This window comes from Alteromonas sp. LOR (genome assembly GCF_000753865.1).
In the GTDB taxonomy this organism is placed as follows: domain Bacteria; phylum Pseudomonadota; class Gammaproteobacteria; order Enterobacterales; family Alteromonadaceae; genus Alteromonas.
The window spans coordinates 171614-196894 of sequence record NZ_JQFW01000031.1 but is presented as its reverse complement, the minus strand read 5'-3'; the positions used below and the strand labels follow the sequence as shown (position 1 = coordinate 196894).

The 25281-nt window shown below is 45.9% G+C and carries 21 protein-coding genes and 1 pseudogene; 16 read left to right on the top strand and 6 right to left on the bottom strand.

Annotated features, from left to right (window positions below):
• The first annotated feature begins 17 nt into the window (after positions 1–17).
• A complete protein-coding gene (gene envZ, locus JV36_RS0112245; protein ID WP_032095348.1) occupies positions 18–1343 on the top strand; it encodes a two-component system sensor histidine kinase EnvZ in 1326 nt (441 codons plus the stop codon).
• 18 nt (positions 1344–1361) lie between these two features.
• Here the strand turns inward: envZ and JV36_RS0112240 are convergent, their stop codons facing one another.
• From JV36_RS0112240 to hslR, 5 genes are all read right to left on the bottom strand, one after another.
• A complete protein-coding gene (locus JV36_RS0112240) occupies positions 1362–2531 on the bottom strand; it encodes an MFS transporter (RefSeq protein WP_032095347.1) in 1170 nt (389 codons plus the stop codon).
• A 206-nt stretch (positions 2532–2737) separates the two neighbouring features.
• The gene (locus tag JV36_RS0112235) at positions 2738–5137 is read right to left on the bottom strand and encodes a TIM-barrel domain-containing protein (RefSeq protein WP_032095346.1); all 2400 of its coding nucleotides are present in this window, start codon (positions 5135–5137) and stop codon (positions 2738–2740) included.
• A gap of 259 nt (positions 5138–5396) precedes the next feature.
• A complete protein-coding gene (locus JV36_RS0112230; protein ID WP_052010094.1) occupies positions 5397–6959 on the bottom strand; it encodes a phosphoenolpyruvate carboxykinase in 1563 nt (520 codons plus the stop codon).
• Between the two features lie 426 nt (positions 6960–7385).
• Positions 7386–8285, bottom strand: coding sequence for an Hsp33 family molecular chaperone HslO (gene hslO / locus JV36_RS0112225; protein WP_032095345.1), 900 nt, complete (start codon positions 8283–8285; stop codon positions 7386–7388).
• A 21-nt stretch (positions 8286–8306) separates the two neighbouring features.
• On the bottom strand, positions 8307–8711 hold the full coding sequence (hslR, locus tag JV36_RS0112220; protein ID WP_032095344.1) for a ribosome-associated heat shock protein Hsp15: 405 nt from the start codon (positions 8709–8711) through the stop codon (positions 8307–8309).
• Between the two features lie 126 nt (positions 8712–8837).
• Between hslR and gspC the strand changes: the two genes are divergently transcribed.
• The 15 genes from gspC (at position 8838) to JV36_RS0112145 (ending at position 24676) form a co-directional block, all read left to right on the top strand.
• On the top strand, positions 8838–9761 hold the full coding sequence (gspC, locus tag JV36_RS0112215) for a type II secretion system protein GspC (RefSeq protein WP_032095343.1): 924 nt from the start codon (positions 8838–8840) through the stop codon (positions 9759–9761).
• A gap of 106 nt (positions 9762–9867) precedes the next feature.
• A complete protein-coding gene (gspD, locus tag JV36_RS0112210) occupies positions 9868–11913 on the top strand; it encodes a type II secretion system secretin GspD (RefSeq protein ID WP_032095342.1) in 2046 nt (681 codons plus the stop codon).
• A 1-nt stretch (position 11914) separates the two neighbouring features.
• The gene (gene gspE, locus JV36_RS0112205) at positions 11915–13477 is read left to right on the top strand and encodes a type II secretion system ATPase GspE (protein ID WP_032095341.1); all 1563 of its coding nucleotides are present in this window, start codon (positions 11915–11917) and stop codon (positions 13475–13477) included.
• A 1-nt stretch (position 13478) separates the two neighbouring features.
• Complete coding sequence (gene gspF / locus JV36_RS0112200; RefSeq protein ID WP_032095340.1) at positions 13479–14705, top strand: type II secretion system inner membrane protein GspF; 1227 nt, start codon at positions 13479–13481, stop codon at positions 14703–14705.
• The gene (gspG, locus tag JV36_RS0112195; RefSeq protein WP_032095339.1) at positions 14705–15142 is read left to right on the top strand and encodes a type II secretion system major pseudopilin GspG; all 438 of its coding nucleotides are present in this window, start codon (positions 14705–14707) and stop codon (positions 15140–15142) included. The genes gspF and gspG overlap by 1 nt, the downstream gene beginning before the upstream one ends.
• 18 nt (positions 15143–15160) lie before the next feature.
• Positions 15161–15787, top strand: coding sequence for a type II secretion system minor pseudopilin GspH (gspH, locus tag JV36_RS0112190; RefSeq protein ID WP_032095338.1), 627 nt, complete (start codon positions 15161–15163; stop codon positions 15785–15787).
• Entirely contained in the window at positions 15784–16188 is a 405-nt protein-coding gene (gspI, locus tag JV36_RS0112185) for a type II secretion system minor pseudopilin GspI (RefSeq protein WP_152561512.1), read from the top strand. Before gspH ends, gspI begins: the two co-directional genes overlap by 4 nt.
• A gap of 4 nt (positions 16189–16192) precedes the next feature.
• Entirely contained in the window at positions 16193–16822 is a 630-nt protein-coding gene (gene gspJ / locus JV36_RS0112180; RefSeq protein ID WP_032095337.1) for a type II secretion system minor pseudopilin GspJ, read from the top strand.
• A gap of 59 nt (positions 16823–16881) precedes the next feature.
• The gene (gene gspK / locus JV36_RS0112175) at positions 16882–17922 is read left to right on the top strand and encodes a type II secretion system minor pseudopilin GspK (protein WP_032095382.1); all 1041 of its coding nucleotides are present in this window, start codon (positions 16882–16884) and stop codon (positions 17920–17922) included.
• Entirely contained in the window at positions 17922–19121 is a 1200-nt protein-coding gene (gene gspL, locus JV36_RS0112170; protein ID WP_032095336.1) for a type II secretion system protein GspL, read from the top strand. Before gspK ends, gspL begins: the two co-directional genes overlap by 1 nt.
• The gene (gene gspM / locus JV36_RS0112165; RefSeq protein ID WP_032095335.1) at positions 19118–19597 is read left to right on the top strand and encodes a type II secretion system protein GspM; all 480 of its coding nucleotides are present in this window, start codon (positions 19118–19120) and stop codon (positions 19595–19597) included. Before gspL ends, gspM begins: the two co-directional genes overlap by 4 nt.
• The gene (locus JV36_RS0112160; RefSeq protein WP_032095334.1) at positions 19594–20349 is read left to right on the top strand and encodes a type II secretion system protein N; all 756 of its coding nucleotides are present in this window, start codon (positions 19594–19596) and stop codon (positions 20347–20349) included. Before gspM ends, JV36_RS0112160 begins: the two co-directional genes overlap by 4 nt.
• A 37-nt stretch (positions 20350–20386) precedes the next feature.
• Complete coding sequence (locus JV36_RS0112155; RefSeq protein WP_032095333.1) at positions 20387–21814, top strand: YdgA family protein; 1428 nt, start codon at positions 20387–20389, stop codon at positions 21812–21814.
• A 38-nt stretch (positions 21815–21852) separates the two neighbouring features.
• Positions 21853–22722 (top strand): alpha/beta fold hydrolase, encoded by an 870-nt coding sequence (locus JV36_RS0112150; protein ID WP_032095332.1) that lies wholly within the window; start codon positions 21853–21855, stop codon positions 22720–22722.
• A 67-nt stretch (positions 22723–22789) separates the two neighbouring features.
• The gene (locus JV36_RS0112145; protein ID WP_032095331.1) at positions 22790–24676 is read left to right on the top strand and encodes a hypothetical protein; all 1887 of its coding nucleotides are present in this window, start codon (positions 22790–22792) and stop codon (positions 24674–24676) included.
• Between the two features lie 188 nt (positions 24677–24864).
• Here JV36_RS0112145 and JV36_RS0112140 read toward each other — a convergent pair.
• A pseudogene (locus tag JV36_RS0112140) lies at positions 24865–25221 on the bottom strand (aldehyde dehydrogenase family protein); the annotation flags it as partial.
• Positions 25222–25281 lie beyond the last annotated feature (60 nt).

Genomic DNA, 25281 nt, shown 5'->3' with positions numbered 1-25281 from the left:
GCGCAGGTGTATTCCACGTGCGCCTAACTCCTAAAAGTGCCTTCGGGCAAACCGTTATGCTGATAGGCGTATTGCTGCTTATTAACCAAATTGTGTCGTACATTTCTGTTACTTATTATTTTATTCAGCCTAGCTACCAACAAATCAATAGTTTGCTCGCCACTCAAGTAAAGTCAGTATTGGCCAATGACTTACTGGTCAGTAATCAGGAAAGCCGAACGGCCTATTTCAACGAAACACAGGTTCGGGTGTTGGATGAAAGTGTGGCGCGACAAAACGGATTAGAAACGGCAGTGTATTATGGTTTTATGTCCTCTCAAGTCAGTGACAATATTAATCAGCTTGCCGACGTTCGCATTAGTACCGAATCTCAAGCGAATGATGAAAATGCTCCTTACACCGTATGGATCTCGCTAAATCGCTACCCCGACACGTGGATATCCATTCCAATTTCTGGGCTAAACGAAGCGAATATCTCTCCGCTCACTATGTACCTTATGGTAATCGGCATTCTCAGTGTCGCTGGAGGCTGGCTGTTTGTAAGACGCATGACTAGGCCATTATCGGCACTTCAAAAAGCGGCGATTTCGGTAGGCAAAGGTGAGCACCCTGTCCCACTTCGCGAGCAGGGCAGTACTGAAATGATCCAGGTAACGCGGGCATTTAATCGCATGAATCAGGGTATAAAACAGCTCGAAACCGACCGAAACGTAATGACAGCCGGCATATCTCACGACTTACGAACGCCTTTAACCCGCATTCGCTTGGCCTCAGAAATGCTGCCAGAAGATCAAGACTGGATAAAAGACGGGATTGTGAATGATATTGAGGATATGAACGCTATTATCGATCAGTTCATCGACTACGCCCGCTACGACACCGAAGAAGTAACACAAGAAACCGATTTAAACTCTATTATCGCAGATTTAGTTCAGGCTAGGCATTTAGACGAAAAGCACCATATAGAGTTAAAGCTAAACCCTATTCCAGTGCTTCCCCTTCGCCGTATTGCCATGAAGCGGGTAATAGATAACCTCATTGAAAATGCGTTTAAATATGGCTCTGATGATATTGCCATTAGCAGCTTTTATAACCGACACGAGAAACGCGTGTACTGCAAAGTACGTGACTTTGGCCCGGGCATTCCTCAAAACGAACTGGATAATGTGTTTATGGCGTTTGCTCAAGGGGATAAGGCCAGAAACTCCTCTGGTTCCGGCCTAGGACTTGCCATAATAAGGCGTATTGTCGAAGCGCATAATGGCGAAGTGAGTTTGCGTAATCACCCACAGCAAGGCTTAGTGGCTGAGTTCTCTATGCCTTATTCTTCAGTAAAAAGTTAAACACACCGCAAAAGGCTGCTACCTTCGCTGCTTCAACATTCTGCTGTACCCGTAGGATGCAAACCACAGCACGCAGCCTCCAATAGGTATTACCCAAAACGCAGTGGTAAGGGGCGCAAAATTTGCCCAAAGCCCGGTTGAAAATGACGCTACCTGCACTCCCGTAGAGTTACCAATAATAGCAATACCAGAAAGCACAGGACCGTTATCGCTATCTATATTCATCGCTGCCGATAGCATTAAAGGAAACAACCCGCCTAACCCCAAACCAAGCAATAAGTTACCTGCGCCTATGCCATAAAACGACGGCATAATTTTTAGCACAAATACGCCTATCAGTGAGGTGGTTGCCATAAACATGATAAGGCGGTGCACAGATAGAAAGCGCAATAAGAAAGGAAATACAAGACGGCTTATTACCATTCCAGCGGTAAAACAGGCTAGCAGGTTTCGCGACTGCTCACCGGTAAAACCAATGCCATTTTGCGCATAACTGACAAACCAATTTGCATTGCCAAATTCTACTGCACCGTACCCAAAGGCTAACAAGGCCATAAACATAAACACGGGCTGCTTAATAATAACGCCGAAAGTGAGGGTTTTCTTCTCGGCCTTTGGCGCGTCAGAGACTATTTTTGCTTGAGAGCGGGCAGCGATATAGGTGTAACAAGAAAGGACAGCCATCACACCTGCCAACACTTGAATGGGCAAGCGCCAGTTGTGCTCTACAAGATACAACAGGGTAACAAAAAAGGACGCGGCAAACGTACCTAGGCTGAACATAAAGTCCATTAGCCCCATCATGGTAAAGCGTTTTTCAGCGTACATTCGGGCAATGAGGGTATGACCTATTGTAAATATGGTGGAACTCACCACACCAATAGCTACCGCTAAAACTAAAAACCATTGCCAGCAAGATAACAGTGAAACCAAAACAAGTAGCAGAGTATTCACACTGAACAGGCTAGCCAGTAAGGGCATATATTCAAACCTACTGGCGTACTTTCCGCCTAAAATTGCACCTAGCATCATGCCAACGGAGAACAGCGAAAATAATGCGCCGCTCACCAATTCAGTCATGTTTAAGTTTTCGGCAATGTCGGGAAGCAGAATTCCCCAAAGCAAAAACAGTTTACCAATTAAAAAGAATCCAGAGAATATAACGATGGTGGCAGGTGCGCGGCTCATTCGTGCTCCAAGGTATGTGGAACGGCTCAAGAACGCATTATTTGGCTTTCATAAAGTAAGGCTATTGCATGACAGCAAACTTATAAAAGCCATCTAATGAAAACCACCTAATGAAAACCAGTATATAAAGACAAATATTGAGCCGAGCTTACGTAAAAGCCCTTTAGTAAAAGTGCTTGCGTAAGGCGTGAAAACGGCACGCTAGATTACATGATTTTAATCTCTACAGACTGCTGATAATCGCACGAAATTGCAAGTGAAAGCGTTTTCCCTTTTTCATCCCACGTGAAATCACTCGACGCGCCGTTTACCTGTACTTGCTTAGGACGAGTACCTTGACCGTGTACCACCATCGTAAGCTTACGTCGCTGAGGCATACCTATGTAGCTTCCCGCACTATCGATATGTAAGCTAAGTTGCTCAGCATGCTCGGCAGTAAATGTCATTGCTGTATAAAAACCGTACTTTACGGAATCTGGGCTTGCCCCGTCATCTTCATATAAGGTGTAGGAAGCGTGGGAAACCGAGTCGTCGGCCCAGTAATGCACCGTCAGCTCAGCAGGGTTGTAATCTTCGGTGCGCGCTAGCTCATCTGACATGGGCATAAAACTACCCGCCTTCACCCATACCGGAAAAGTGTTGTCTTGCAACGGGTATTGCACAACGTTGCCACCTTCAAAACGGGTATCGGAAAAGAAGTCAAACCAAACCCCCTTAGGTAGCGCAACATCCCAGCTCGATTGGTTAGGCTCAGTAACAACAGACACTAACAATGCATCGCCCCACATGTAACTCTGTGCATTCTCAAACCACGTTTTCTGGTTGTAATCAAAAGCGAGTGGGCGCATCAAGGGGGTGCCGTGTAAGGCATTTTCGAAGGCCAACGAATAGTTATAGGGAAGCATGGCGTAGCGTAGTTTAATAAATTCACGGGCTATGGATTTAACGGGGTCGTCGTGAAAGACGGGTTCCGGGGCAATAGCATCTTGGGCGTGAGGACGGAATACTGGTGAAAACGCGCCAAACTGCAGCCAGCGGGTGTAAAGTTCAGGGTCAAACGCCTCACCTCCAGCAAACCCACCTAAATCAGAGTGAGTATACGCCAGGCCAAACACGCTCATTTGAAGGGCGAGTTCCACTTGAGGCTTGAGGCCTCCCCAACTTCTGCTTACATCACCAGTCCAGGGCACCATTCCAAAACGCTGACTTCCCAAGAAGCCTGAGCGCATGAGTACAAAAGGGCGAGTATCAGGCTGCAATTCACGGAGGTTGCTGTACACCATTTTAGCCCATTGATGCCCGTAACCGTTGTGAAGTACCTGTCCTTTTACCTTTTTAGAATGCCACAAATGAATAGAATCATCGGGATGCACTTCTGGCTCGCCTAAGTCGCCCCACCAACCAGCAACACCTTGCGCAGCTAATTTTTTATAATACTGCCAGAACCACTGCTGCCCCTCTTCGCTAAATACATCAACAAGCCCGGTGTTTCCAAAGTAAAAATCGAAGGTATAAGGGCTGCCATCACCTTTTTGCGCTAGCGCGTTGTTAGCGACGGCGCTTTCCCACTGTGAAGAAGAGGTCAGTATGAAAGGCTCGGTGATCAAAACCGTTTTAATATCTTGCTGCTTTAGGGATGAAATCATCTTTTCAGGGTGTGGGAAGGCTTCTTTATCCCAGTTCAAATTACCCATATGACCTTTAACATCTTTACCAAACCAGTAAAGATCTAGCACCACTGCGTCTAGGGGAATATCTTGGGCATTAAATGCTGATACAACGTCGGCCACCTCTTGTTGAGATTTGTAGCCAAAACGCGATGCAAAATTACCAAAGAGCCAGCGCGGCACAAGGGGCTGCTTGCCGGTAACGGCTACGGTTGAAGTGGCAGTATCTTTTAAACTTTCACCGAGCACCACAATGTAGCTTGCCCGACCGCCCTTTGCAGAAAAGCGCAGTTCATCAGGATTAGTATTTCCCATATCGAGCTCGCCCGACGCTGAGTTGTCAAACAATACACTGTAATGCTTCGATGACATCACCGCAGATAGGCCGAAATACATTTGATTGGATGACGTGGTATACCCGTAATGCGCTTTGTTATAAAGCGGCATAGTATGACCTCGACGGTCCATACCAAGCACTCGCTGTCCGCCGCCATACAGCATTTCGCTCTCATCAAGAGCGAGAGATAGCGACACTTTCTCAGCACTTGCGGTTAAACCGTCACGCTCAGCTACTCGAAGCTCGCCATCATAGAAATAGGACAACACGTGACTGTCTTTGTCGATGACCACCGAGCTCTTACCAATGCTTAACGACACCTCAGTGCTGTTTTCTTCAAGGGTAGGTGAGAATGTGCGCTGATCTGCAAGGGCCATGCTGGGAAGGTTGTCGTATGCCTCGCCATTCTCGTCGGTGAGTAGAGTGATAGCAAAGCTGTTATCTGCCACCGCAGACACCGAAAAATCATAGGTATTGGTGTCAACTATCAAGGTGCTGTCTTTCAACGTAACACTTTCTACGTGAGCAAAAGCAGGCACGCAAACGAAGGTTGAAACGGTAACAAGAGCAGGGACAAACAGGGTCGACAAGCGAGCTAACATAAGCGCATTTCCTTATAGACTACACTCACTCGCCTCTCAACAACACCGCCAGCTTGTTTGCAAAGCGAGCAAGAAAGGTAGCGTTATAGCCACATTACATTGATAGTATTCATAATACCCAGCCCTGTAAGGGAACAAAATAAACATACGTATTCATAGTGTTAAAAATGTTAAAAAAAAGCCCACAACAGAGTGTGGGCCTTTGAGGGTAAGCAGAGCGTATTTTTTATTTTTCTTTTTTTATCGGGTTAGTCAGTGACTAGTTACCTGGGCCTGCTTTTACGATAGCGTCGTTAACATCGTATTTTTCAAAGTTTTGCTGGAAATCGCTAACAAGGTTAGCAGCAAATGCTTCATAGCTAGCCTTATCTGCCCAGGTGTTTTTAGGTACCAATAGGTTGCTGTCTACGCCTGGAACCGCCACAGGTACATCAAGATTTAACCCTTCTATGTACTGGGTTTCAACGTCGGCCAATTCACCTGAAACAATGGCGTCGATCACCGCGCGAGTCGTTGGAATATCAAAGCGACTGCCGGTTCCGTAAGGTCCGCCTGTCCAACCTGTATTCACTAAATACACTTTTGCGCCAAACGCTTTTACTCGTTTAATTAAAAGCTCTGCGTAAACGCCTGCGGGACGAGGGAAAAATGGCGCACCAAAGCAAGTAGAGAACGTTGATTCTATGTCGCTGGTTGAGCCAATTTCTGTAGAGCCCACTTTTGCAGTGTAGCCACTTAAGAAATGATATGCCGCGGCCTCTTCGCTTAACACCGACACTGGCGGTAAAACACCGCTCACATCACAGGTTAAAAACACCACCGAGCGGGGCTCACCGCCTCTATTTTCTGCTACGCGCTTTTCAATATGCTCAAGAGGATAAGCGGCACGAGAGTTTTGAGTGAGCGACGTGTCTTTGTAATCAGGTGTACGCGTATCATCAAGCACCACATTTTCTAAAATGGTGCCGAATTTAATCGCGTTCCAAATAACAGGCTCATTCTTTTGAGATAGGTCGATACATTTTGCATAGCAACCGCCTTCAATATTAAACACGCTCTCCGGTGCCCAGCCGTGTTCGTCATCGCCAATTAAGAAGCGCTTAGGATCGGCAGACAAGGTTGTTTTTCCTGTGCCTGACAGGCCGAAGAAAAGGGTAACATCGCCTTCTTCGCCCACGTTTGCAGAGCAATGCATTGGCAGCACATCTTTAGCAGGCAACAGGAAGTTTTGTACTGAAAACATGGCCTTTTTCATTTCGCCGGCATAACGCATACCCGCTAAAAGTACGCGTTTTTTAGCGAAATTAATAATCACCGTGCCGTCACTGTTTGTACCGTCGCGCTCTGGAACACATTCAAACCCAGGTACGTTAAGTATCTGCCAAGGCTGCTCATCTTTCGTGTTCCACTGCTCGGGTCTAATAAATAGGTTGCGAGCAAACACATGCTGCCATGCAGTTTGAGTGCGTACTTCTAATGGCAGTGCATGTTCTGGATCTGAACCCACTTGAAGGTGTGACAAAAAGTGCTCTTTAGTCGATAAGTAAGCGTCAACGCGTTCCCACAATGCATCAAACTTCTCTGAATCGAAGGGTTTATTCACTTTACCCCAGTCGATATCATTCTCACTCGATGGTTCTTTTACGATAAATCTATCGTTGGGAGAACGCCCTGTTCTTTTACCTGTTTGTACAACAAGCGCACCGTTTTTATCTAAGATGCCTTCACCGCGCTCAAGGGCACGCTGAATAAGCTCGGCAGAGGTGAGATTGGTGAGCGGTGTTACTTTCAAGTCCGTCTGAATTGATTCAGCAGCAGTCATAGTTGTTACCCTTTATGTAATATTACAAATTGCCTTTCAAAAAAGTAACACCATCAAGAAAGGCAAGTAAACAAGTATATAGAGAGCATTTATAAATAGAGACAAGACTGAAACAGGCTCAACTTTCAAAAATAATGTAATTTTATTACATGAAAGCGTTTCCCCTCTTGAAAAAGGGCAAATATGCGTCGTGCATTCGTTGTTTATATTCATTTTCGCCAATAAACGATGCTGAAAAAACATGCAAAAATTGATATTTAGAACGAAAGGGAAGAAGTGGGTAAGATCAACACATTGACCAGTGTTGATTTTTTAATCAATAGTAAATTGCGCCCACCTGACTTGCGGTCATTTCTTGATGGGCGTAGTGAATGGCGTTTAAATGGCTAGAGCGTGTTGCCCTTGCCAACTGCGTAAGGACCTTGACTACTGGTTTGTAGCCGGTCCGCCATAGTTGCCGTTATGAATCGCTTCCACGTCGATACTGTCAAAGCGATATTCCACATGACAGTACTGGCAATTCATTTTTACTGCGCCTTCTTCTTCAATAATAGAGTTAAGCTCTGCCTTCTCTACATGTCGAAGCGCTTCAGCACTGCGCTCTTTTGAACACGTGCAGGCAAACGATACTGTCTTAGGCGGGAACACCTCTACCTCTTCTTGGTGATACAAGCGATACAGTATTTCTTCTACCGACAGCGAAAACATCTCTTCTTGCTTTAATGTTTCCGTAAGCTTAGTAATGTGTTCAAAATCATTTGCTGAAGCCAAATCCGTCGCGCTTGCTTGGGCAGGCAGCACTTGAAGTAGTACACCAGCGGCCTTCGCACTTTCTGCATCTTGTAAGTCAGTCATTAACTGAACCTTGGTGGCCAGCTGTTCAGACTGTTGAAAATATCCCTCGATGCATTCGGCAAGGCTAGGCTTGTCTAGCGCAACTACCCCTTGGTAACGCTCACCTTCATCAGGGGTAATGGTAATCACAAGCACAGCGTCGGTAAGCAGCTCGGAAAAGCTCTCCGGTAACGTGGTTAGGCTTTCATCCCAACGGGCAACGCCTCTAAGGGTTTGATTGTGCGTGGCATTGACAACCGCATAACTCACTGGCCCTTTGCTTTGTACCTGCAGGCCAATTTCGCCTTCAAACTTAAGCGTTGCGGTCAGTAACGACGTTGCTGCTGCCATCTCGCACAGCAATTGCTGAATTTGAACGGGGTACTCGTAGCTATGCACAATGTTTTTTAAGCTGTCGTTTAAACGCACTAGCTCACCGCGCACATTGGCTTGGGTAAATAAAAAGCGGTGTAAATTATCGAAATCGCTCATAACTAATCCTGTTTACAGCAATTATTGCTGTTTAAATTTAATAATCTGTCGTCGCTGCTTTTTGTCTGGTCTGTTATCAGGCTTAGGACTATGAAAAGCGTTTAATTTACGCGCAGCTTGGTTTTCTTCACGTTTTGTTACACTTTCAGCGGTTTCCGCGTAAAGCTCCTGTGCCAGAGGCGCGCTTAACCGTTTATCACTAAGCCCGAGCACCTCAATGTCACGAGAATCGAAGCCTGAGGGAACTTTTACCCTAGCGCCAAGCTCTACGTTCCTGCTTGGTTTAGCACGTTGACCGTTGTAGTGAACTTTGCCTGACTGAACCATATCTCGAGCTATTGCGCGGGTTTTGAAAAATCTTGCAGCCCACAGCCACTTGTCCAGCCTGACATTTTGTGTTGTATTGTTGCTATTCGATTGGTTCATATAATAATTTCGTAACGGTGTTGCTTTAGTGTTGTGACCCTAACCTTTACTAGGCTATTATGGATTCGCTAAAGCGCGGTTAACCAAAAATTCACTTTATTTTAAAGCAGTACCATCAGTGGCAGCATGACATTCAATAAACCCAATCCACAATCTCTGGTTGTTTTTGTGAACCAGCATCAAAAACAGCTACACACCCTTGTAGTGGTTCTGCTAAGTCTGTATTTAATTGCATTCACAGCCAAACTTGTGTGGCAGATTATACCTGAACCATCGCTGTCTGCGACACCAACAGCATCACGCATTGCTCCCATAAGTACGCCTAATGGGAAAAGTGGGGTCAATCTTGGCAAAATACAACAGCTAAATCTTTTCGGAGATGCCGCAGCCGTACCTCAGTCAGCCCAAACTGAAGAAGTCACCGACGCACCCGAAACCCGTTTAAACTTAACGCTAACCGGTGTCGTGGCAAGTTCGGAGCAAGAATCCGGCACAGCCATTATAGAAAATAGTAACAGCCAAGCCGTGTATGGTTTGGGTGAAAAAATTGAAGGGACCAATGCTACTCTGCAAACGGTGTATAACGATCGCGTAATCATCAAAAATGGGATCCGCAAAGAAACGCTCATGCTCGATGGTATCGATTATGAAGAGGCGAATCGCAGACGTGAGCAGCAGGAGCGTATGGGTCCATCGCCAGCACGTAACGACGAAGCTCAAGCGCAAGAGCTCAGCGAAGAGGCCCTTGAGGCCACAGCAGCTTTACGTGAGCGACCTGCAAACTTTACTGATTTTATTTCAATATCACCAAAAACTGAGGGCGGTCAGCTGATTGGCTATCAAGTAAGCCCAGGCCGTGAACCTGCTCTCTTTGCTTCTGCAGGTCTTAAAGCCGGTGATGTGATTTCACAAATTAACGGGTTGGATTTAACTGACCTACAGCAGTCGCAAGAGGCATTATCAGAGCTTCGTTCTGCGCAATCGATAGAATTAACAATTATTCGTGATGGTAGTTTCACCACGCTGTACCTCGACTTGCCTGAGTCATAAAACGCTAACAAAAAACTGGCATTCTTTCCCGCTAGGGAAAGTTTCAGTTAGGCAAGAAATACAGCTTAAACGGCCGTTTACAGATTAAGAAATAAAGGAAGTTAGAATGAAAAGGCGCACAAGCCACAAATTGTTATCTCGCTTAGCCACCACTGTGTGTACAGCGCTGCTGTGTTTCTCTGTGACCGCTGCCGAGTACATGCCTAATTTTAAAGATACCGACATTAACGAATTCATTAATATTGTGGGTAAAAACTTAGAGCGAACCATTATCGTCGACCCTAACGTTCGCGGAAAAATTAGCGTGCGCAGTTACGATATGCTCAGCGAAGAGCAGTACTATCAATTTTTCTTAAACGTGCTGCAGGTATACGACTTTGCTGTGGTTGAAATGCCAAGCGGCATTTTAAAAGTCGTACGCTCTAAAGATGCAAAAACCTCAAATATTCCGGTGGTTGAAGGCGCAGAACAAGACGGTGATGAATTTATTACCCGAGTTGTCCCGGTTTACAATGTACCTGTTCGCGAGCTAGCCCCTATTCTTCGCCAGCTAAACGACCAAGCCGGTGGCGGAAATGTAGTGAGCCACGACCCTTCAAACGTGATGATGCTAACCGGCAGAGCAGCGGTAGTTAACCGTTTAGTGGAAATTATCGAACGTGTTGACCGCGCCGGTGACGAAGAAGTAGAAATTGTGAAGTTACGATATGCTTCAGCGTCTGAAATGGTGCGCATTATTGAAAGCATTAACAAATCTCAAGGCAAAGCAAATACAGGCGCCAAGTCTGACCCCCGTGTTGTGGCAGATGATAGGACTAACTCCGTGATTGTGAGCGGCGACGTTAAAGCCCGCCAACGACTCATCACGCTTATCCAACGTATGGACCAAGAGCTTGAGTCTAACGGCAACACTCGCGTGCTGTTTTTAAACTACGCAAAAGCAGAAGACATGGTGAAAGTATTGCAGGGTGTTTCAGCCAGTATTCAGGCAGACACACAAGGCAGTGCTACCACCTCTACCCGTCGTTCTTCATCGAATCGCGACATCAGCATTGACGCCCATGAAGATTCCAACGCCATTGTCATTACCGCAGAACCCGACATGATGCGCTCACTGGAAGAAGTGGTGCGTCAACTCGATATTCGTCGTGCTCAAGTGCAGGTTGAAGCCATCATTGTTGAAGTATTTGAAGGTGACGGCACTACCCTAGGCGTTCAGTGGGTATCTGAGCAAGGCGGTGGTACACAGTTTAATAATGGCATTGTGCCTGTTGGCGCATTAGGTGTGGCGTTGCGCCAAGCTGAAGATCGACAAGTGCCTCGTTCTCAAACGTCAGCAAATGGTGATATTGTTGAAACCACCGATACCATAGAAGGCGACTTTCAGCCGCTTGCGCAGCTACTTGGAGGTGCCAACGGCATGATTGCAGGAATTATCGAAGATGGCTGGGGCGCGGTTGTGCAGGCAGTAAGCACCGACACCAATTCAAATATTCTTGCCACTCCTCACCTTACTACCATGGACAACGAGGAAGCGTTTTTCATCGTAGGTCAGGAAGTTCCCATTATTACCGGTACAACAACAGGTGCGAATAATTCAAACCCTTTCACAACGGTAGACCGCCAAGAAGTGGGTATAAAGTTAAAGGTAACGCCTCAAATAAATGAAGGTGATGCGGTTCAGCTTCTCATTGAACAAGAAGTATCAAGCGTAAGCGGCGCAACCTCGGTGGACATCTCTATTAACAAGCGTGAAATAAAGACCACTGTAATTGTAGATGATGGCGGCACTATTGTGCTGGGCGGGCTCATTGACGAAGATATTCAAGAAAGTGTGTCAAAAGTACCTCTACTTGGCGATATTCCTATTCTTGGTAACTTGTTTAAATCTACCTCTACCAGCAAGCGTAAGCGTAACCTCATGGTATTTTTGAAGCCTACCATTGTGCGTGATGCAGCAACCATGAATTCTATCAGCCATAGAAAGTACAATTACATCCGCGCGCTCCAGCTTAAACGCCAGCAAGACGGTGTTTCGTTAATGCCTAATTCAAGCACACCCACAATGCCTAATTGGGACGATGAGCTGTCGCTACCGCCTTCTTTTGAAGAGTATCTAACTGAAAAAGAAGCGCTAGAGGATAATGACTAGTATGTCAGGGCAAGACGAACAACTTACTCAGGCACTTGAAGCACAAGAAGAAGTGCTTGAAGCCATGGCCGAAGAGGGTCTTCCTGAACAAGAAGGTGGGCCCAAACAGCTTTCATTTAGTTTCGCGAAGCGCAATCAAGTGCTGTTAGAAGTGAATGAAACACCGGCTGTTTTGTATTTTACTGAGAACACGCCTTTTGACGTATTTGCTGAAGTGCGTCGTTTTTACGGTGAGCCTTTTGTTCCTAAATCCATTCCGGCAGATGAGTTTGAAAGCTTCTTAACGACGGCTTTCCAGCGGGATAGTTCGGCTGCTAAACAGCTCATGGAAGATTTAGGTAATGAGAGTGACTTGTTTGCTCTTGCCGAAGATTTACCCGACACAGAAGACTTGCTAGACAGTGAAGATGATGCACCTATCATCAAGTTGATCAATGCGATGCTTGGTGAGGCAATCAAAGAAGGGGCATCTGATATTCATATCGAGACCTTCGAGAATCAACTGGTTGTGCGCTTTCGTGTAGACGGCGTATTGCGTGAAATACTGCGCCCCAATCGCAAGCTATCCTCTATGTTGGTGTCGCGTATCAAAGTAATGGCCAAGTTGGACATTGCTGAAAAACGAGTGCCACAAGACGGTCGTATCACCTTGCGCATAGCAGGTAGAGCGGTAGACGTACGTGTATCTACTATGCCTTCAAGTCACGGCGAGCGAGTGGTGTTGCGTTTACTTGATAAAAATAATGCACGCCTTAATCTTGAAGATTTAGGCATGACTCAGGGAAATAGAGACTTTTTCTCTTCGCTTATTAGAAAGCCTCACGGCATTATTTTGGTTACAGGCCCTACCGGCTCAGGTAAAAGTACCACCTTGTACGCAGGGCTAAGTGAGATTAACTCTCGCGATAGAAATATTCTTACCGTTGAAGACCCTATTGAATTTGATTTACCCGGCATTGGACAAACTCAGGTTAACCCTCGTGTAGATATGACCTTTGCAAGAGGCTTACGAGCCATATTACGTCAAGATCCAGACGTGGTGATGGTTGGTGAGATTCGAGACATTGAAACCGCCCAAATAGCGGTTCAAGCCAGTTTAACCGGTCACTTGGTACTCTCTACGCTGCATACTAATACGGCCGCCGGTGCAATAACGCGATTAGAAGATATGGGTATTGAGCCGTTCTTGTTATCGTCGAGTTTACTGGCTGTGCTCTCTCAGCGCTTGGTGAGAACCTTGTGCAAAGAGTGCAAACAACCTCACACACCCGATGCATCACAGCTTGAAGTATTAGGCACTGATGCTGATGCTAGCACCATTATTTATACCCCTCGAGGATGCGCTGCATGTAATCAAACTGGGTATCGCGGTAGAACCGGTATTCATGAATTGCTGCTTGTTGATGAGCGCGTGAGAGAAATGATGCATGAGGGTGTGGGCGAACAGGCAATCGAGCGTTACATAAGAGCCACTACGCCAAGCATACGAGAAGATGGCTGTCGAAAAGTGCTGTCTGGGGTAACCTCACTTGAAGAAGTATTACGAGTAACGAGGGAAGACTAGTATGGCAGCGTTCGCTTATAAAGCGGTCAATGCCCGCGGTAAAAATGAAAGTGGTGTACTTGAGGGCGATAATGCTCGGCAAGTGCGCCAACAGCTTCGCGAGAAAGGCTTAATTCCACTCGATGTAGAACAGGTGGCTGAGCGTGCACAAAATAATGGCTCGGGGTTTAGCTTCTCGCTGTTCAAACCGCGCATATCTGCCTCTGACTTAGCGCTACTTACTCGCCAAATGGCCACATTAGTAGAATCTGCGTTACCCGTTGAAGAAGCGCTACTGGCCGTTGCCGAGCAGTGTGAAAAACCACGTCAGAAAAATATGATGATGGCGGTGCGCAGTAAGGTAGTTGAAGGCCATGGCCTTGCCGACGCACTAGGTGAATTTCCCAGTGTTTTTGACGACCTCTATCGCTCTATGGTGGCGGCAGGTGAAAAATCAGGTCACTTAGACACCGTATTAAATCGGTTGGCTGATTACACCGAACGACGTCAGCAAACCCGCAGTCAAATAACCCAAGCGCTAGTCTATCCCTCACTCATGCTGTTTTTTGCCATGGGCATTGTGCTGCTATTGCTTACCGTGGTGGTACCCAAAATTGTGGGGCAATTCGACCACATGGGTCAGGACCTTCCCGGCATTACCCAATTTCTTATTTCATTGAGTACATGGCTACAAAACTACGGCCTGTTTTTATTGATAGCTATCGCGGTACTCGTTGTCATTATGCAGCGTGTGTTGCAACAAAAGCTAATGAAGCTGCGCTATCACAAGGCACTATTAAAAGTACCGCTCATTGGAAAGGTAACCCGCGGCCTCAATACGGCGCGATTCGCCCGTACTCTCAGTATTCTTAGTGCCAGTGCAGTGCCGCTATTAGAGGCAATGCGAATCTCTGGTGATGTGCTTGAGAACCAGCATATTAAGAACCAAGTTGCCGATGCCGCTATAAACGTTAAAGAAGGTAGCAGCCTGAGAGCAGCATTGGATAATACAAAAATATTTCCACCTATGATGATGCATATGATTGCATCGGGTGAGAAGTCGGGTGAATTGCAACAAATGCTCGCCCGGGCCGCAGATAATCAAGATAGGGAATTCGAGTCGCTTATTGGTGTCTCACTAAAAGTGTTTGAACCTTTATTGATAGTCACAATGGCAGGGATTGTATTGTTTATCGTAATGGCAATTCTGCAGCCAATTTTAGCATTGAATAACATGGTGAATATGTAATGAAATCTTTAAAACGTAGTTCTGGATTTAGTTTGATTGAAGTAATGGTGGTGCTGTTAATCATCGGCATTATGGCATCAATGGTGGCACCTCAAATTTTGGGAAACCAAGAAGAAGCCCAGCTTAAAAAAGCGGCGGTAGATATTCAGCAGCTAGAAAGTGCACTTGAAATGTATAAGCTGCGCAACAATCGCTTTCCTACTACCGAGCAAGGCCTTGATGCCTTAGTGACAGCGCCAACCTTAGACCCTATTCCGCGCAACTATCCAGAAGGCGGTTTTATTAAGCGCCTACCAGAAGATCCATGGGGAAATCCTTACGCGCTTATTAGCCCAGGAGAACTTAGCGTAGTTGATATTTTCTCTAACGGCCCAGACCGCGAACCCGGTACCGATGACGATATCGGCAACTGGAATATTAACGAATACCTCAACTAGGCGTAACTCAAGCACACTATGTACAAGCGTGGCAGTACTCCAACAACATCAAACGGCTTCACCTTATTAGAAGTCATGTTAGTGCTGCTGCTTATGGGCTTAGCTGCTGGCTATGTTATGTTTAATGCCTTTGGTGCCAGCAAAACAGACCTGCTTAAAAGCCAAGCTCAGCGGCTGCAGGTTATTGTGGATATGGCCAGCGATTTTGCCGTGCTTAACCAGCAGCAGCTTGGCGTGCGCGTTGAGCAAAAAGATAACGAGTATTACTTTGTTTATCTTGATGACGACGACGAGTGGCAGCGCATTGAGGGTGAGGACGTATACGCAGTGCACACCCTGCCCGAGCCTTTCACGCTTACTCTAAATTTAGATGACTTACCTTGGGTGGTTGAAGATCAGCTTTTCGACCGAGAGTTGTTTGATGAAAACCTTAGTGTCTCAGAAGACGGTGTTGAAATAGGCAGTGACGAAGATAAAAAGCTGCCTCCCCCCCAAATACTTATTATGTCGAGCGGCGATGTGACCCCGTTTACCTTGTCGTTCAATTACAATGGCGATGAGGGCGACGAGCCCGTTTACTTCAGCCTGCAAAATAAAGACCTTCCTCCCCTTGCGCTTGAAGGGCCGCTGGAGAGTCCGCTATGAGTATGCACCAGCGCGCAACTCTTAATAAAGATAAACAAAAAGGGCTAACGCTACTTGAAGTGATGGTGGCGCTGCTCATTTTTGCATTAACAGGTACCGCTATTTTAAAAGCCGCTGGCGATCACTTGTCCAGCGTTGGACAAATTGAATCCGTGACCTTTGCTAACTGGGTGGCGAGTAATCGATTAAACCAGCTTCAGCTTGAAACCACATGGCCGCCAAAAAACAACTTAAAAGGCAGCATGGAAATGGCAGACCGCACATGGTTTTGGCAACAACAAGTCACCAAAACTAACGACGGTGACTTACGCGCGGTTACCATTTCTGTTGGTGAAGATAAAAATTACGTGAGTACTGTAACCTCAGTAACTACGTTCGTCGCCAAGCCTTTGAAGAGCTAAATTGATGCAGCGCGGTTTTACACTCATTGAAATTTTAGTGGCCATGGCCATTTTTACGCTTATTGGCTTAGCGTCCACGGGCTTACTCACCACGGTGATAGACAGCAACAGCTTGTCACAAGAGCGTTTTGAAAAACTGCAGCTTCTACAGCGGGCCATGGTGACCATAGAACGCGATATACAGCAGGCAGTATCAAGGCCAGTTCGCGCGAACGGTGAAAAACAAGAAATTGTGATGGCCGGCGGCGATGTAGACGGCAGTGATGACGGCGGCATCGGCTTTGTTCGCGGCGGTTGGCATAACCCTCAACTCATGCTGCCCAGAAGTACTCTGCAATACGTGGCCTATCGATTACGGGATAATAAATTAGAGCGCCTATACAGCAATTACGTCGATAACGTGATTGGCTACGAGCCCAAGGTTCGTGTGCTGCTTGAAAATATTGAGAGCTTTAAGGTTGAGTTTTTATCTGGCAACAATGCCTCGTCGACGATAAAAGACGATGACGATATTAAGTGGAGCGAAAAATACCAAGACACGGTGCTTCCACGAGCCGTCGCTATCGAGTTCGTAAGCAAAGACTTTGGTATGCTTCGTCGTGAATTCACCCTTGTTAGTGGTGACTCGCAGTGAAGCATAGCTCTTATTTAAAAGCGAGTGTTGAAAAATCGGCCAGTGTAAGGTCGGGTCGTATCAGATCGTCTCGAGCAAAGTCCTCTCAAAGAAAAGTACCTCGCCTTCAGTCGCCAGCAAAGCAGCAAGGTGTGGCACTGATGATAGTGCTTATGATCGTTGCGCTAGTGGCGGTTTTAGCCACTGAAATGGGCACTCGGCTGCAACTTCAAGTGCAGCGCACTATGAACTTAAAAGACAATAATCAGGCGTATTGGTATGCCTTGGGCGCAGAAGCTTTTGCTAGAAAGTCGATTAGAACACTGATTGAAGAGACGCCAGACAAGATATCCCTTGATCAACCTTGGGCTCAAGAATTTGCTTACCCCTTAGAAGGTGGTGGACTTACCGCCAACTTAAAAGACTTGCGAGCCTGCTTTAACCTTAATGCAATCAACTCTGGTGACGTTGGCACAAACCCCAACAGCTCAAGAGATACCACCGAAGCCATGGACGCGTTTAGCAATATGCTGTTGACACTTGGGATAGACGGCCTTGATAGCTATACCGCAGATACGTTTCGAGACGGTTTAGCCGATTGGGTGGATGAGGACGATAACCAACGCTCCTTGGGCGCTGAGGACAGTGAATATGAATCTCGAGAGTTTCCTTATTTAGCGGCTAATGGCCCACTGGCATCTACCAGTGAATTGCGTATTATAAATGGCGCATCACCACAGTGGCTGGGCAACGTTCTACCATTAGTGTGCGTTATTCCGGATAACGACGAGTTAAAAATAAACGTCAACACATTAGACGAAGAAGAAGCGCCGCTTTTAGCGGGGCTCACCGGATTAGATTTGCAGCAAGCCACCAGCCTTTTAGCCAATAGACCGCAAGAAGGTTGGGACAAGGTGGACGACTTTTTAAACGAGCCGGCGATACAAGCTCTTACCCTGTCTAATTCGCGCAGAGACTGGTTTACGGTTAAAACCGAGTATTTTATTTTGCATACAAAAACTAAATATAATAAAGCAACGTTTAAGCTTTCCACCGTGTTTCAAGTAAGCACAGACAACGGCGTGAACATACTGAGGCGCGAGTTCGGAGGAACACAATAATGGAACAACTACTGGTAAGGCTGGGCGCGAATAAAAGCGACGCCGTCAGCTGGTTGGTTTACTCAACTGCCGATGATGAAATAATGGCATCGGGCGAGTTAGAGAACGCCGACGCATTAGGTACGCTTACAGAGCGCACTGGCCAGCGAAGCGTTATTGCATTAGCGCCAAGCAGCGACATTTTACTCAAATGGGTAACACTACCACCGCGAGCTGGCAGAAAAGTGATTGCCGCACTGCCCTATATGCTTGAAGAAGAGCTTGCCACAGATATTAGTCAGCAGTTTTTTGCGTTAGGTCCAAAAGTGGGTAACGAGCAAGCAGTTGCTATCGTGAGTCATGAAAAAATGCAGCAATGGCAACTATGGCTGCAAGACGCTAATTTGGCGTGTGACACCATTATTCCAGATGTGCTCGCAGTGCCTCACACAGCTGACGGTTGGTCTATTTTGACCCTCGGTGATCAGCTCTTAGTTCGCCAGGATAATTTCAAAGGCATTCAAGGCGAGCAGCAGTGGCTACTGCCAACACTCGCTCACTTTACTTCACAGCATTCAGCGCCGGTGAGCGTGACCAACTATGCCGGTATCGACCTATCGGGTTTACCCAATATAGAAGAAACCGAAACGCCTTTAGAGCTTCCCATGCAGGTGCTTGCTAAAGAGGCAACGGCTACTAGTTTTAACTTATGCCAAGGCGAATACAAAGTTAAACGCAAACGCAGCAGTGCCCTGTCTCAATGGCGCGTAGCAGCTGTGCTAGCGGTGCTTGTGCTATGCACAGCCTTAATTGATAAAACGGCCACGCTGTATCAATTACAGTCGCAAAACGACACATTGCGCAGTGAAATTAGCAACACTGTGAAAAGCGGGTTTCCCAATATTGGCACCTACCGAGATGTGCGCCGCAAGCTGCAAAGTGAGATGGCCAAATTAGAACAAGGTGGCGGCAATGCGTCCATGCTAATTATGCTAGACCAGCTTTCTCCCGCATTTGCTGCCACTGACGTCAAACCGCAAACCCTTCGCTTTGACGCCAGTCGCACTGAAATACGCATTCAGGCCGAAGGCAAAAGTTTTGAAGCACTTGAGCAATTTAAGAAAACCGCCGAGCAGGCTGGTTTTTTGGTTGAGCAAGGTGCGATAAATAATCGCGATAGCGGTGTGGTTGGCACAGTGTCTATTAGGAGTACGTCATGAACGCGCTATTAGAAAAATATAAAGCACTGACTGAGCGCGAGCAAAAGCTTGTACTGATATCTGGCGTATTCGTTGTGATCGCCATATTTTATTTTGCTATTTGGTCTCCCCTTAACAATGCGCTTTCGCAGCAGCAAAAGTTACTCGATAATCAGCAGTCACTGTTGGTGTGGGTAAAAGACAGTGCCGCAAGAGCAAAACAACTGCGCCGTGTCTCTGGCACTAGCCAAGGCTTTTCTGGTTCGCTGCCGCAGGCAGTCAATCGCACGGTAGCAAAGCACGACATCGCTATTTCGCGCATGCAGCCACAAAACGATGAGCTTCAAATTTGGGTTGACCAAGCGCCGTTTAACAATGTGCTAGAGTGGCTTAAAACCATGGAAAGTATGGGCGTGGTGATTTTACAAGCAGATATAACATCGGCCGATGCCGAAGGGTTTATCAAAATTCGTCGATTACGATTAGGTAAAGCATGAAGTCAAAAATAAGCTGGATTGTAGGCGGAATAATCGCGTTTTTATTATTTGCCATTGCTTACATGCCCGCGGTTCAAGTTATTGGCCGCATAACACTGCCGCAAAATGTCTCTATTGAAGGCGTGAGCGGAACGCTGTTTAGCGGAAAAGCTCAAACTGTGGTGGTAAACGGTCTTCCTATTAACAATGTAAAATGGGAATTAAACCCGCTTTACATGCTCATTGGCAGCATTAATCTTGATGTAAAAGCAGGCAATATTCGCGATAAAAACGACATTGCTTTTGAAGGCCCAATTTCAACAGGGCTGTTTAGTCAAACATCGGTAAGCACAGAGGCATTTACGCTGTATTTGCCTGTCGATAGAGTGCTAGCTCAAGTTCAGCTACCGCTGCCAGTTAACGCAGGCGGCCGCTTTAAAGTAAAGTTAGACGAGTTGCACTACGGGCCAACATGCCGCGCACTCTCTGGCACGGGTGACTGGCTAAACGCGACAGTGGCTGGCACCAAAGGCCCTATCGATTTTGGGACCTATTCGGCTAAGCTTCGCTGCGAAGGTGACGATATTGGCATTACCGTAAACGAGCCAAATATGCTTGGGCTGTCTATCGATGCAACCATTCAAGCCGACATGCAAAAATTCCAAGTCGCTGGAAAATTTAAGCCCGACGACAGTTTGCCCAATGAGGTGCACCAAGCGGCACGGCTTTTCGGCACGCCTGACGCCAATGGCTACACGCAAATTAAGCTTTAAATTTTGATTTTTAATTACACAAACAAAGGACTGTACTTTGAATAAAGCATTCATTTTAGGCGGCGGAGTTACCCTTGCTGCGCTTTTAATTGCCCCCACTTTTATCGGCAATAACATTGAAACAAAAACACGCAGCACCCTTGCTGCGTTAAACGAACAGCCGCTGTATTCTGCATCAATAGTGTCTTACGACAAAGGTTGGTTTAGCAGCAGTGCACAAATAGAGATCGCGCTAGATATCAACGGTATATTAGCCGCGCAGCAAGTGGACAACACTCAAGACGTTAGCATGGAGAACCCCACCATAATCGCTAATGTAAACGCCTATCATGGCCCCATCTATTTTGGTGACGGTGTGGGTATTGCAAAAGTAAAATACAATATCGCAGTTCAAGGTGAAGCGCTTCGCGAGTATGTAGCCTGGCCCGAAGACGTGCCTCTGTATTTTAACGAAGGTACGTTAGGCCTTTTCAATGGTCTAAATTACTCCGATGCGATTCCAGCACTACAAGGTGTAGATGACGAGCTAACCCTAAACTTTTCAGGCTTTAATGGTGAAGCGAAACATGAAGGTGATGGCATTCGCTATCAGGGACAGGCTGAGTCACTTACTATGAACGATGGTGCTTTCTCATTTGAAATGTTGAACACCACCGCTGATATTACCTACAACGACGACGTCGATATGCTTGCGGCTATGAACGGTGAACTGTTTGAGGGTGATGCGGCTATTGCCATTGAAGAAATGGTATTTTCAGATGAAACGGGAACGAACATTCTCGTTGAAGCGCTACGTGTCATTACCAATACGGATATTGATGAAGACACCAATACGGCCAGTGTGTATGTTGAGTATGCGGTTGACAAAGTTGAAGGTGCTGCACAAGATGCCTCTGATATGGTGATCGGCATTGCCATCAACAACCTTGATGTAGATTTCATCAAAGCCTATCAAGATTTTAGCAATTCTACGCTATCAACGCCTGCCGACGAATTGCCAGAAAAGCTTCAGGCGTTTATCAAAGATAATTTATTACAACAGCTACAAACTGAGCCTGAAATTAATATTACCAAGCTTGCCATGACCTTACCTGAAGGCAGTTTTACCGGTAAGGCTAATTCAAAGCTCGTGGGTGTTACTGCGCTTCCAGACACCCTTGAAGATCCAAGCTACTGGGTGTCCCACTTACTCGCTAATGCAGAAATTAAAGCCGACAAAGCATTCGTTGAAAGCATGGCTTCAGGGTATATGGTTGCTGAACTTGCTGCTAATCCGCAAACTCAAGGCATGACAGCAGAAGAGCTGCAAAGCCTTGCAGCGCAACAGGTTCCCATGGTGTTAAACACCTTTGTAGAACAAGGTTTTATCCAGCAAACTGAAAATGGCTACGACGCAGAATTTGTATTAAAAGACGGAAAGGCTAACCTTAACGGCGCCGAGATCCCGTTACCATTTGCTCAGTAGTGAGGAAGCAAACCAATAACTGAACAGGGTATTCAAACATGCAGTTAACAAAATGGCAGAGCGGCGGCGAGTATTTTACTTATCACCAGCAAGCGCTATTTTACCGAACTGATGGCGAAGGCCCTGTTTTGCTGCTTATCCACGGTTACCCAACAGCAAGTTACGACTGGGTTAAGCTATGGCCCACGCTAACTCAACACTTTCGCTGTATCACCTTGGACATGTTGGGGTTCGGATTCAGTAGTAAGGCGCCCACTAAATATCAAATCACTGAACAAGTAAGTGCTATTTGCGCACTACTGAAACACCTAAACGTATCCAATGCCCATGTGGTTTCACACGACTATGGCGACACTGTTGCCCAAGAACTTATGGCCCAGCAGGCAGACGGTACGCTGTCGTTTCACATTGACACCCTACACCTTTTAAATGGCGGCCTCTTTCCCGAAACACATCGAGCACTGCCTATTCAAAAGCTTCTTCTATCACCTTTAGGTGGGCTGCTAATTCACCTCTTAAATAAAAACGCGGTGAGAAAAAGTATGCGGGGTATTTTTGGCGAAAATACACCGCCAACAAAACAAGACATTGATGATTTTTGGACGTTGATCAGCACCAACAACGGTCATAAATATATGCACCTGCTGCTGGATTACATGAAGCAACGCAAAAAGCACAGAGAGCGCTGGGTGACGGCACTTCAAAATGCCACAGTTCCTATTCGTTTAACGATTGGCGCAGCGGACCCTATTTCAGGTGCTCATATGGCAGCCCGATATAGGGAACTAATGCCTAACCCCAATATTGTAGAATTGGAAAACATTGGTCATTACCCACAAATAGAAAGCCCTCAACAGGTTTTAGCGTCAGTGCTTGAACATATTGAAGAAAGCACAAAAAGCACATAACTTGACTTCAATAGTTAGCACTGACAATGCTGTTGAATTCAAGTAAGAAAAGAATAAGGATGTTAGTTTGAAATTGATCATAGTAATTGGCGTTGTGGCTTGTCTGGTTGCGGCAGTCTACCTCAATATACAAAATACCACCGAAAGCCCCGTTATCGAAAAAAAATCCGCTCCAAGAGACGCAACTGTCACAAATAGAACAGATGATGCTCTGACACCAGAAGGCACAAAGCTAGTACTTCTGCCATTTCCCGAAAAAACGCTCTCCGATAAAGAGTGCGACTCAGTAATTGAAGAGAGTAGTGCTGATTTAGAAAAGCGTAGAAAGTTGGCGCTAGAGGCAGCTATGCAAGCCTATTTGGCGGGAGAGCCCAAAGAAATTGTCGCTGACGCAATTTGGATGGAGGTAGGCGCGTTTCCCGCAGAGGAGTGGTTTAACGTTATCACCTTTTACGAGGTTATAAAGCAATATCCGTTAGCTACTACAACGTTAGGCTCTTCATCTCATGTTGCTTCACAACTAAAAGAATTTCAAAGCACGATTGAGTCAGGCCGTTATCAACGGGTTCAAACTCGTGCAGAGCAGCTTTTTGCTAATGTTGACGTGAAGCCTATCAATCGGGCCATTGTGGAAAAACGCTCGCTCGACGATGTTATCTCTACTATAGATAACGCACTAGCTCATATTCCAGTCGAACTATTGCAAGATCCGCAAATCTCACCTATAAAAGGATTAATAAAATCGAGTTTAGAGTATGATTATTATGAGTTATCTCTTGCGTTAATGGAGCGTTACCCTTCACTTCTAGTTCAAGAAAGCAAGTATCAGAACCAGTTTATTTCAAGTTTGTTGAATGCGTTATATCAATCTATTTCAGATGAACCAAATAGAAACATACTAAAGCAAATAATTGCACTAATTCAGCAAGAAAATGCCACCATTGTAGTGAAAGATATGCCCGCTTTTTTTGGACCATCAAATGCGACAGCAGCGGCATCCAAGCTTATCGAATTAGGAATATTCATCGATTATACGGTGCTCGAGACACTAGAGCCCAACAATGTACCTATTGATTTACTCGCATCGACACCAACACAAGAAGCATTACGAAAAAAGAGCCAACAATGCAACGCACCCTCTGATTGGATTGAATCACGACGGTATAAAAAAGGTGAGTGGCAATTATTTGAGCCCACCTCTTTGACTCGAGAGGCGGTAAATTCAATCGAGTTTAAATTGTGTGACGTAGAAAGAAATTTTTCTGACTTTGTTGGCACAACGAGTGCGGTTAAAGAAGCCTTAAGAGATATAACTATGCGTATTTTTTCAGAAGGACTAACGCTTCGTGACGTATCTCCAAGCGAGCTGACTATTCCCGAACTTACCGATGATGAAAGAGCTGTATTAATTGGATTGATCGCCGATGGCTATCTAGAAAACAGAGGCAATGATAAACAGACAGTGAGACGGTTGATGAGCAATGCCGGGTTGTTCCCGAAACCGGTGAGTATGGAAGCCAAGCAAGCGCTATTATCAATGCGTAGCGCCCCACTCTGGCTCGAAACCTTAGATTTTAACGATAGTTCAAAGAGCTACATTTTACTGAATCAACTCGCTTTTCAAGGCAAGTTCGATTTATTTTCCACTCTGATAAGCAAGATAGAGATTAGCGATGAAGAATTGTTTGACCCACTTTTCTTTTTCTTACAAGGCTATAGTGACCTGAAATTAACTGAAGTCAACGGAGTCAGCAGCTTTACTGATGATGATACAGAGAATAAGCTTTTTGCAGACTATTTTATTGAAAATGGTTATGAATTCTTACCCCACCATCAGCGGCAAATGCTAGAAAAAAAGATTTCACAAAAACATTACTTCGATAAGCTAGTGGCATTATTTCCTCAGATAAAAGTTTCAGATACCAAGGACTTCTTTTCTGTGGCGTGTGAGTAGTTAATCTTTGGGGTTCAGCACTGTGCGATTTAACACGAGTCCTTCAGCAACAAAGGGTTAAAAGATAAATAAAGTAAGGGGCCTCGTTATCACGATGCCCCTTTTATCTAGGATGTGTATTTGAGATTTGAATGTTAGCTGAGCTCTCTAACGCGTTCGCTTGTCGATTGCTTCGGTAAAACTCTTGCCTAGTTACTCGCTACCATAATCGTTTTGATATTCACAAACTCACGAATACCATAACCGCCGTGCTCTCGACCATAACCACTGTCTTTTACACCACCGAAGGGTAAGTTAGGCTGGGCGAGTGAATAGCCGTTGATATTTACCATACCGGTATCAAACTCATTTTTAGCAAGTGCAATGGCGTTATCTGTATCGGTACTAAAAATACCGCCGCCAAGTCCATAGCGCGAATCGTTCGCAATTTCCATGGCTTGCTTATCGTCACGGGCACGAATTAGTGAGGCTACTGGGCCAAACAATTCGTCATCATAGGCTGGCATACCAGGCGATACGTTTTCTAATACTGTCACTGGGTAAAAGCAGTGCTTAACCATATTGAGAGCAATACTACTGGTTGTTAATAAGCGCCTTTTTATGAC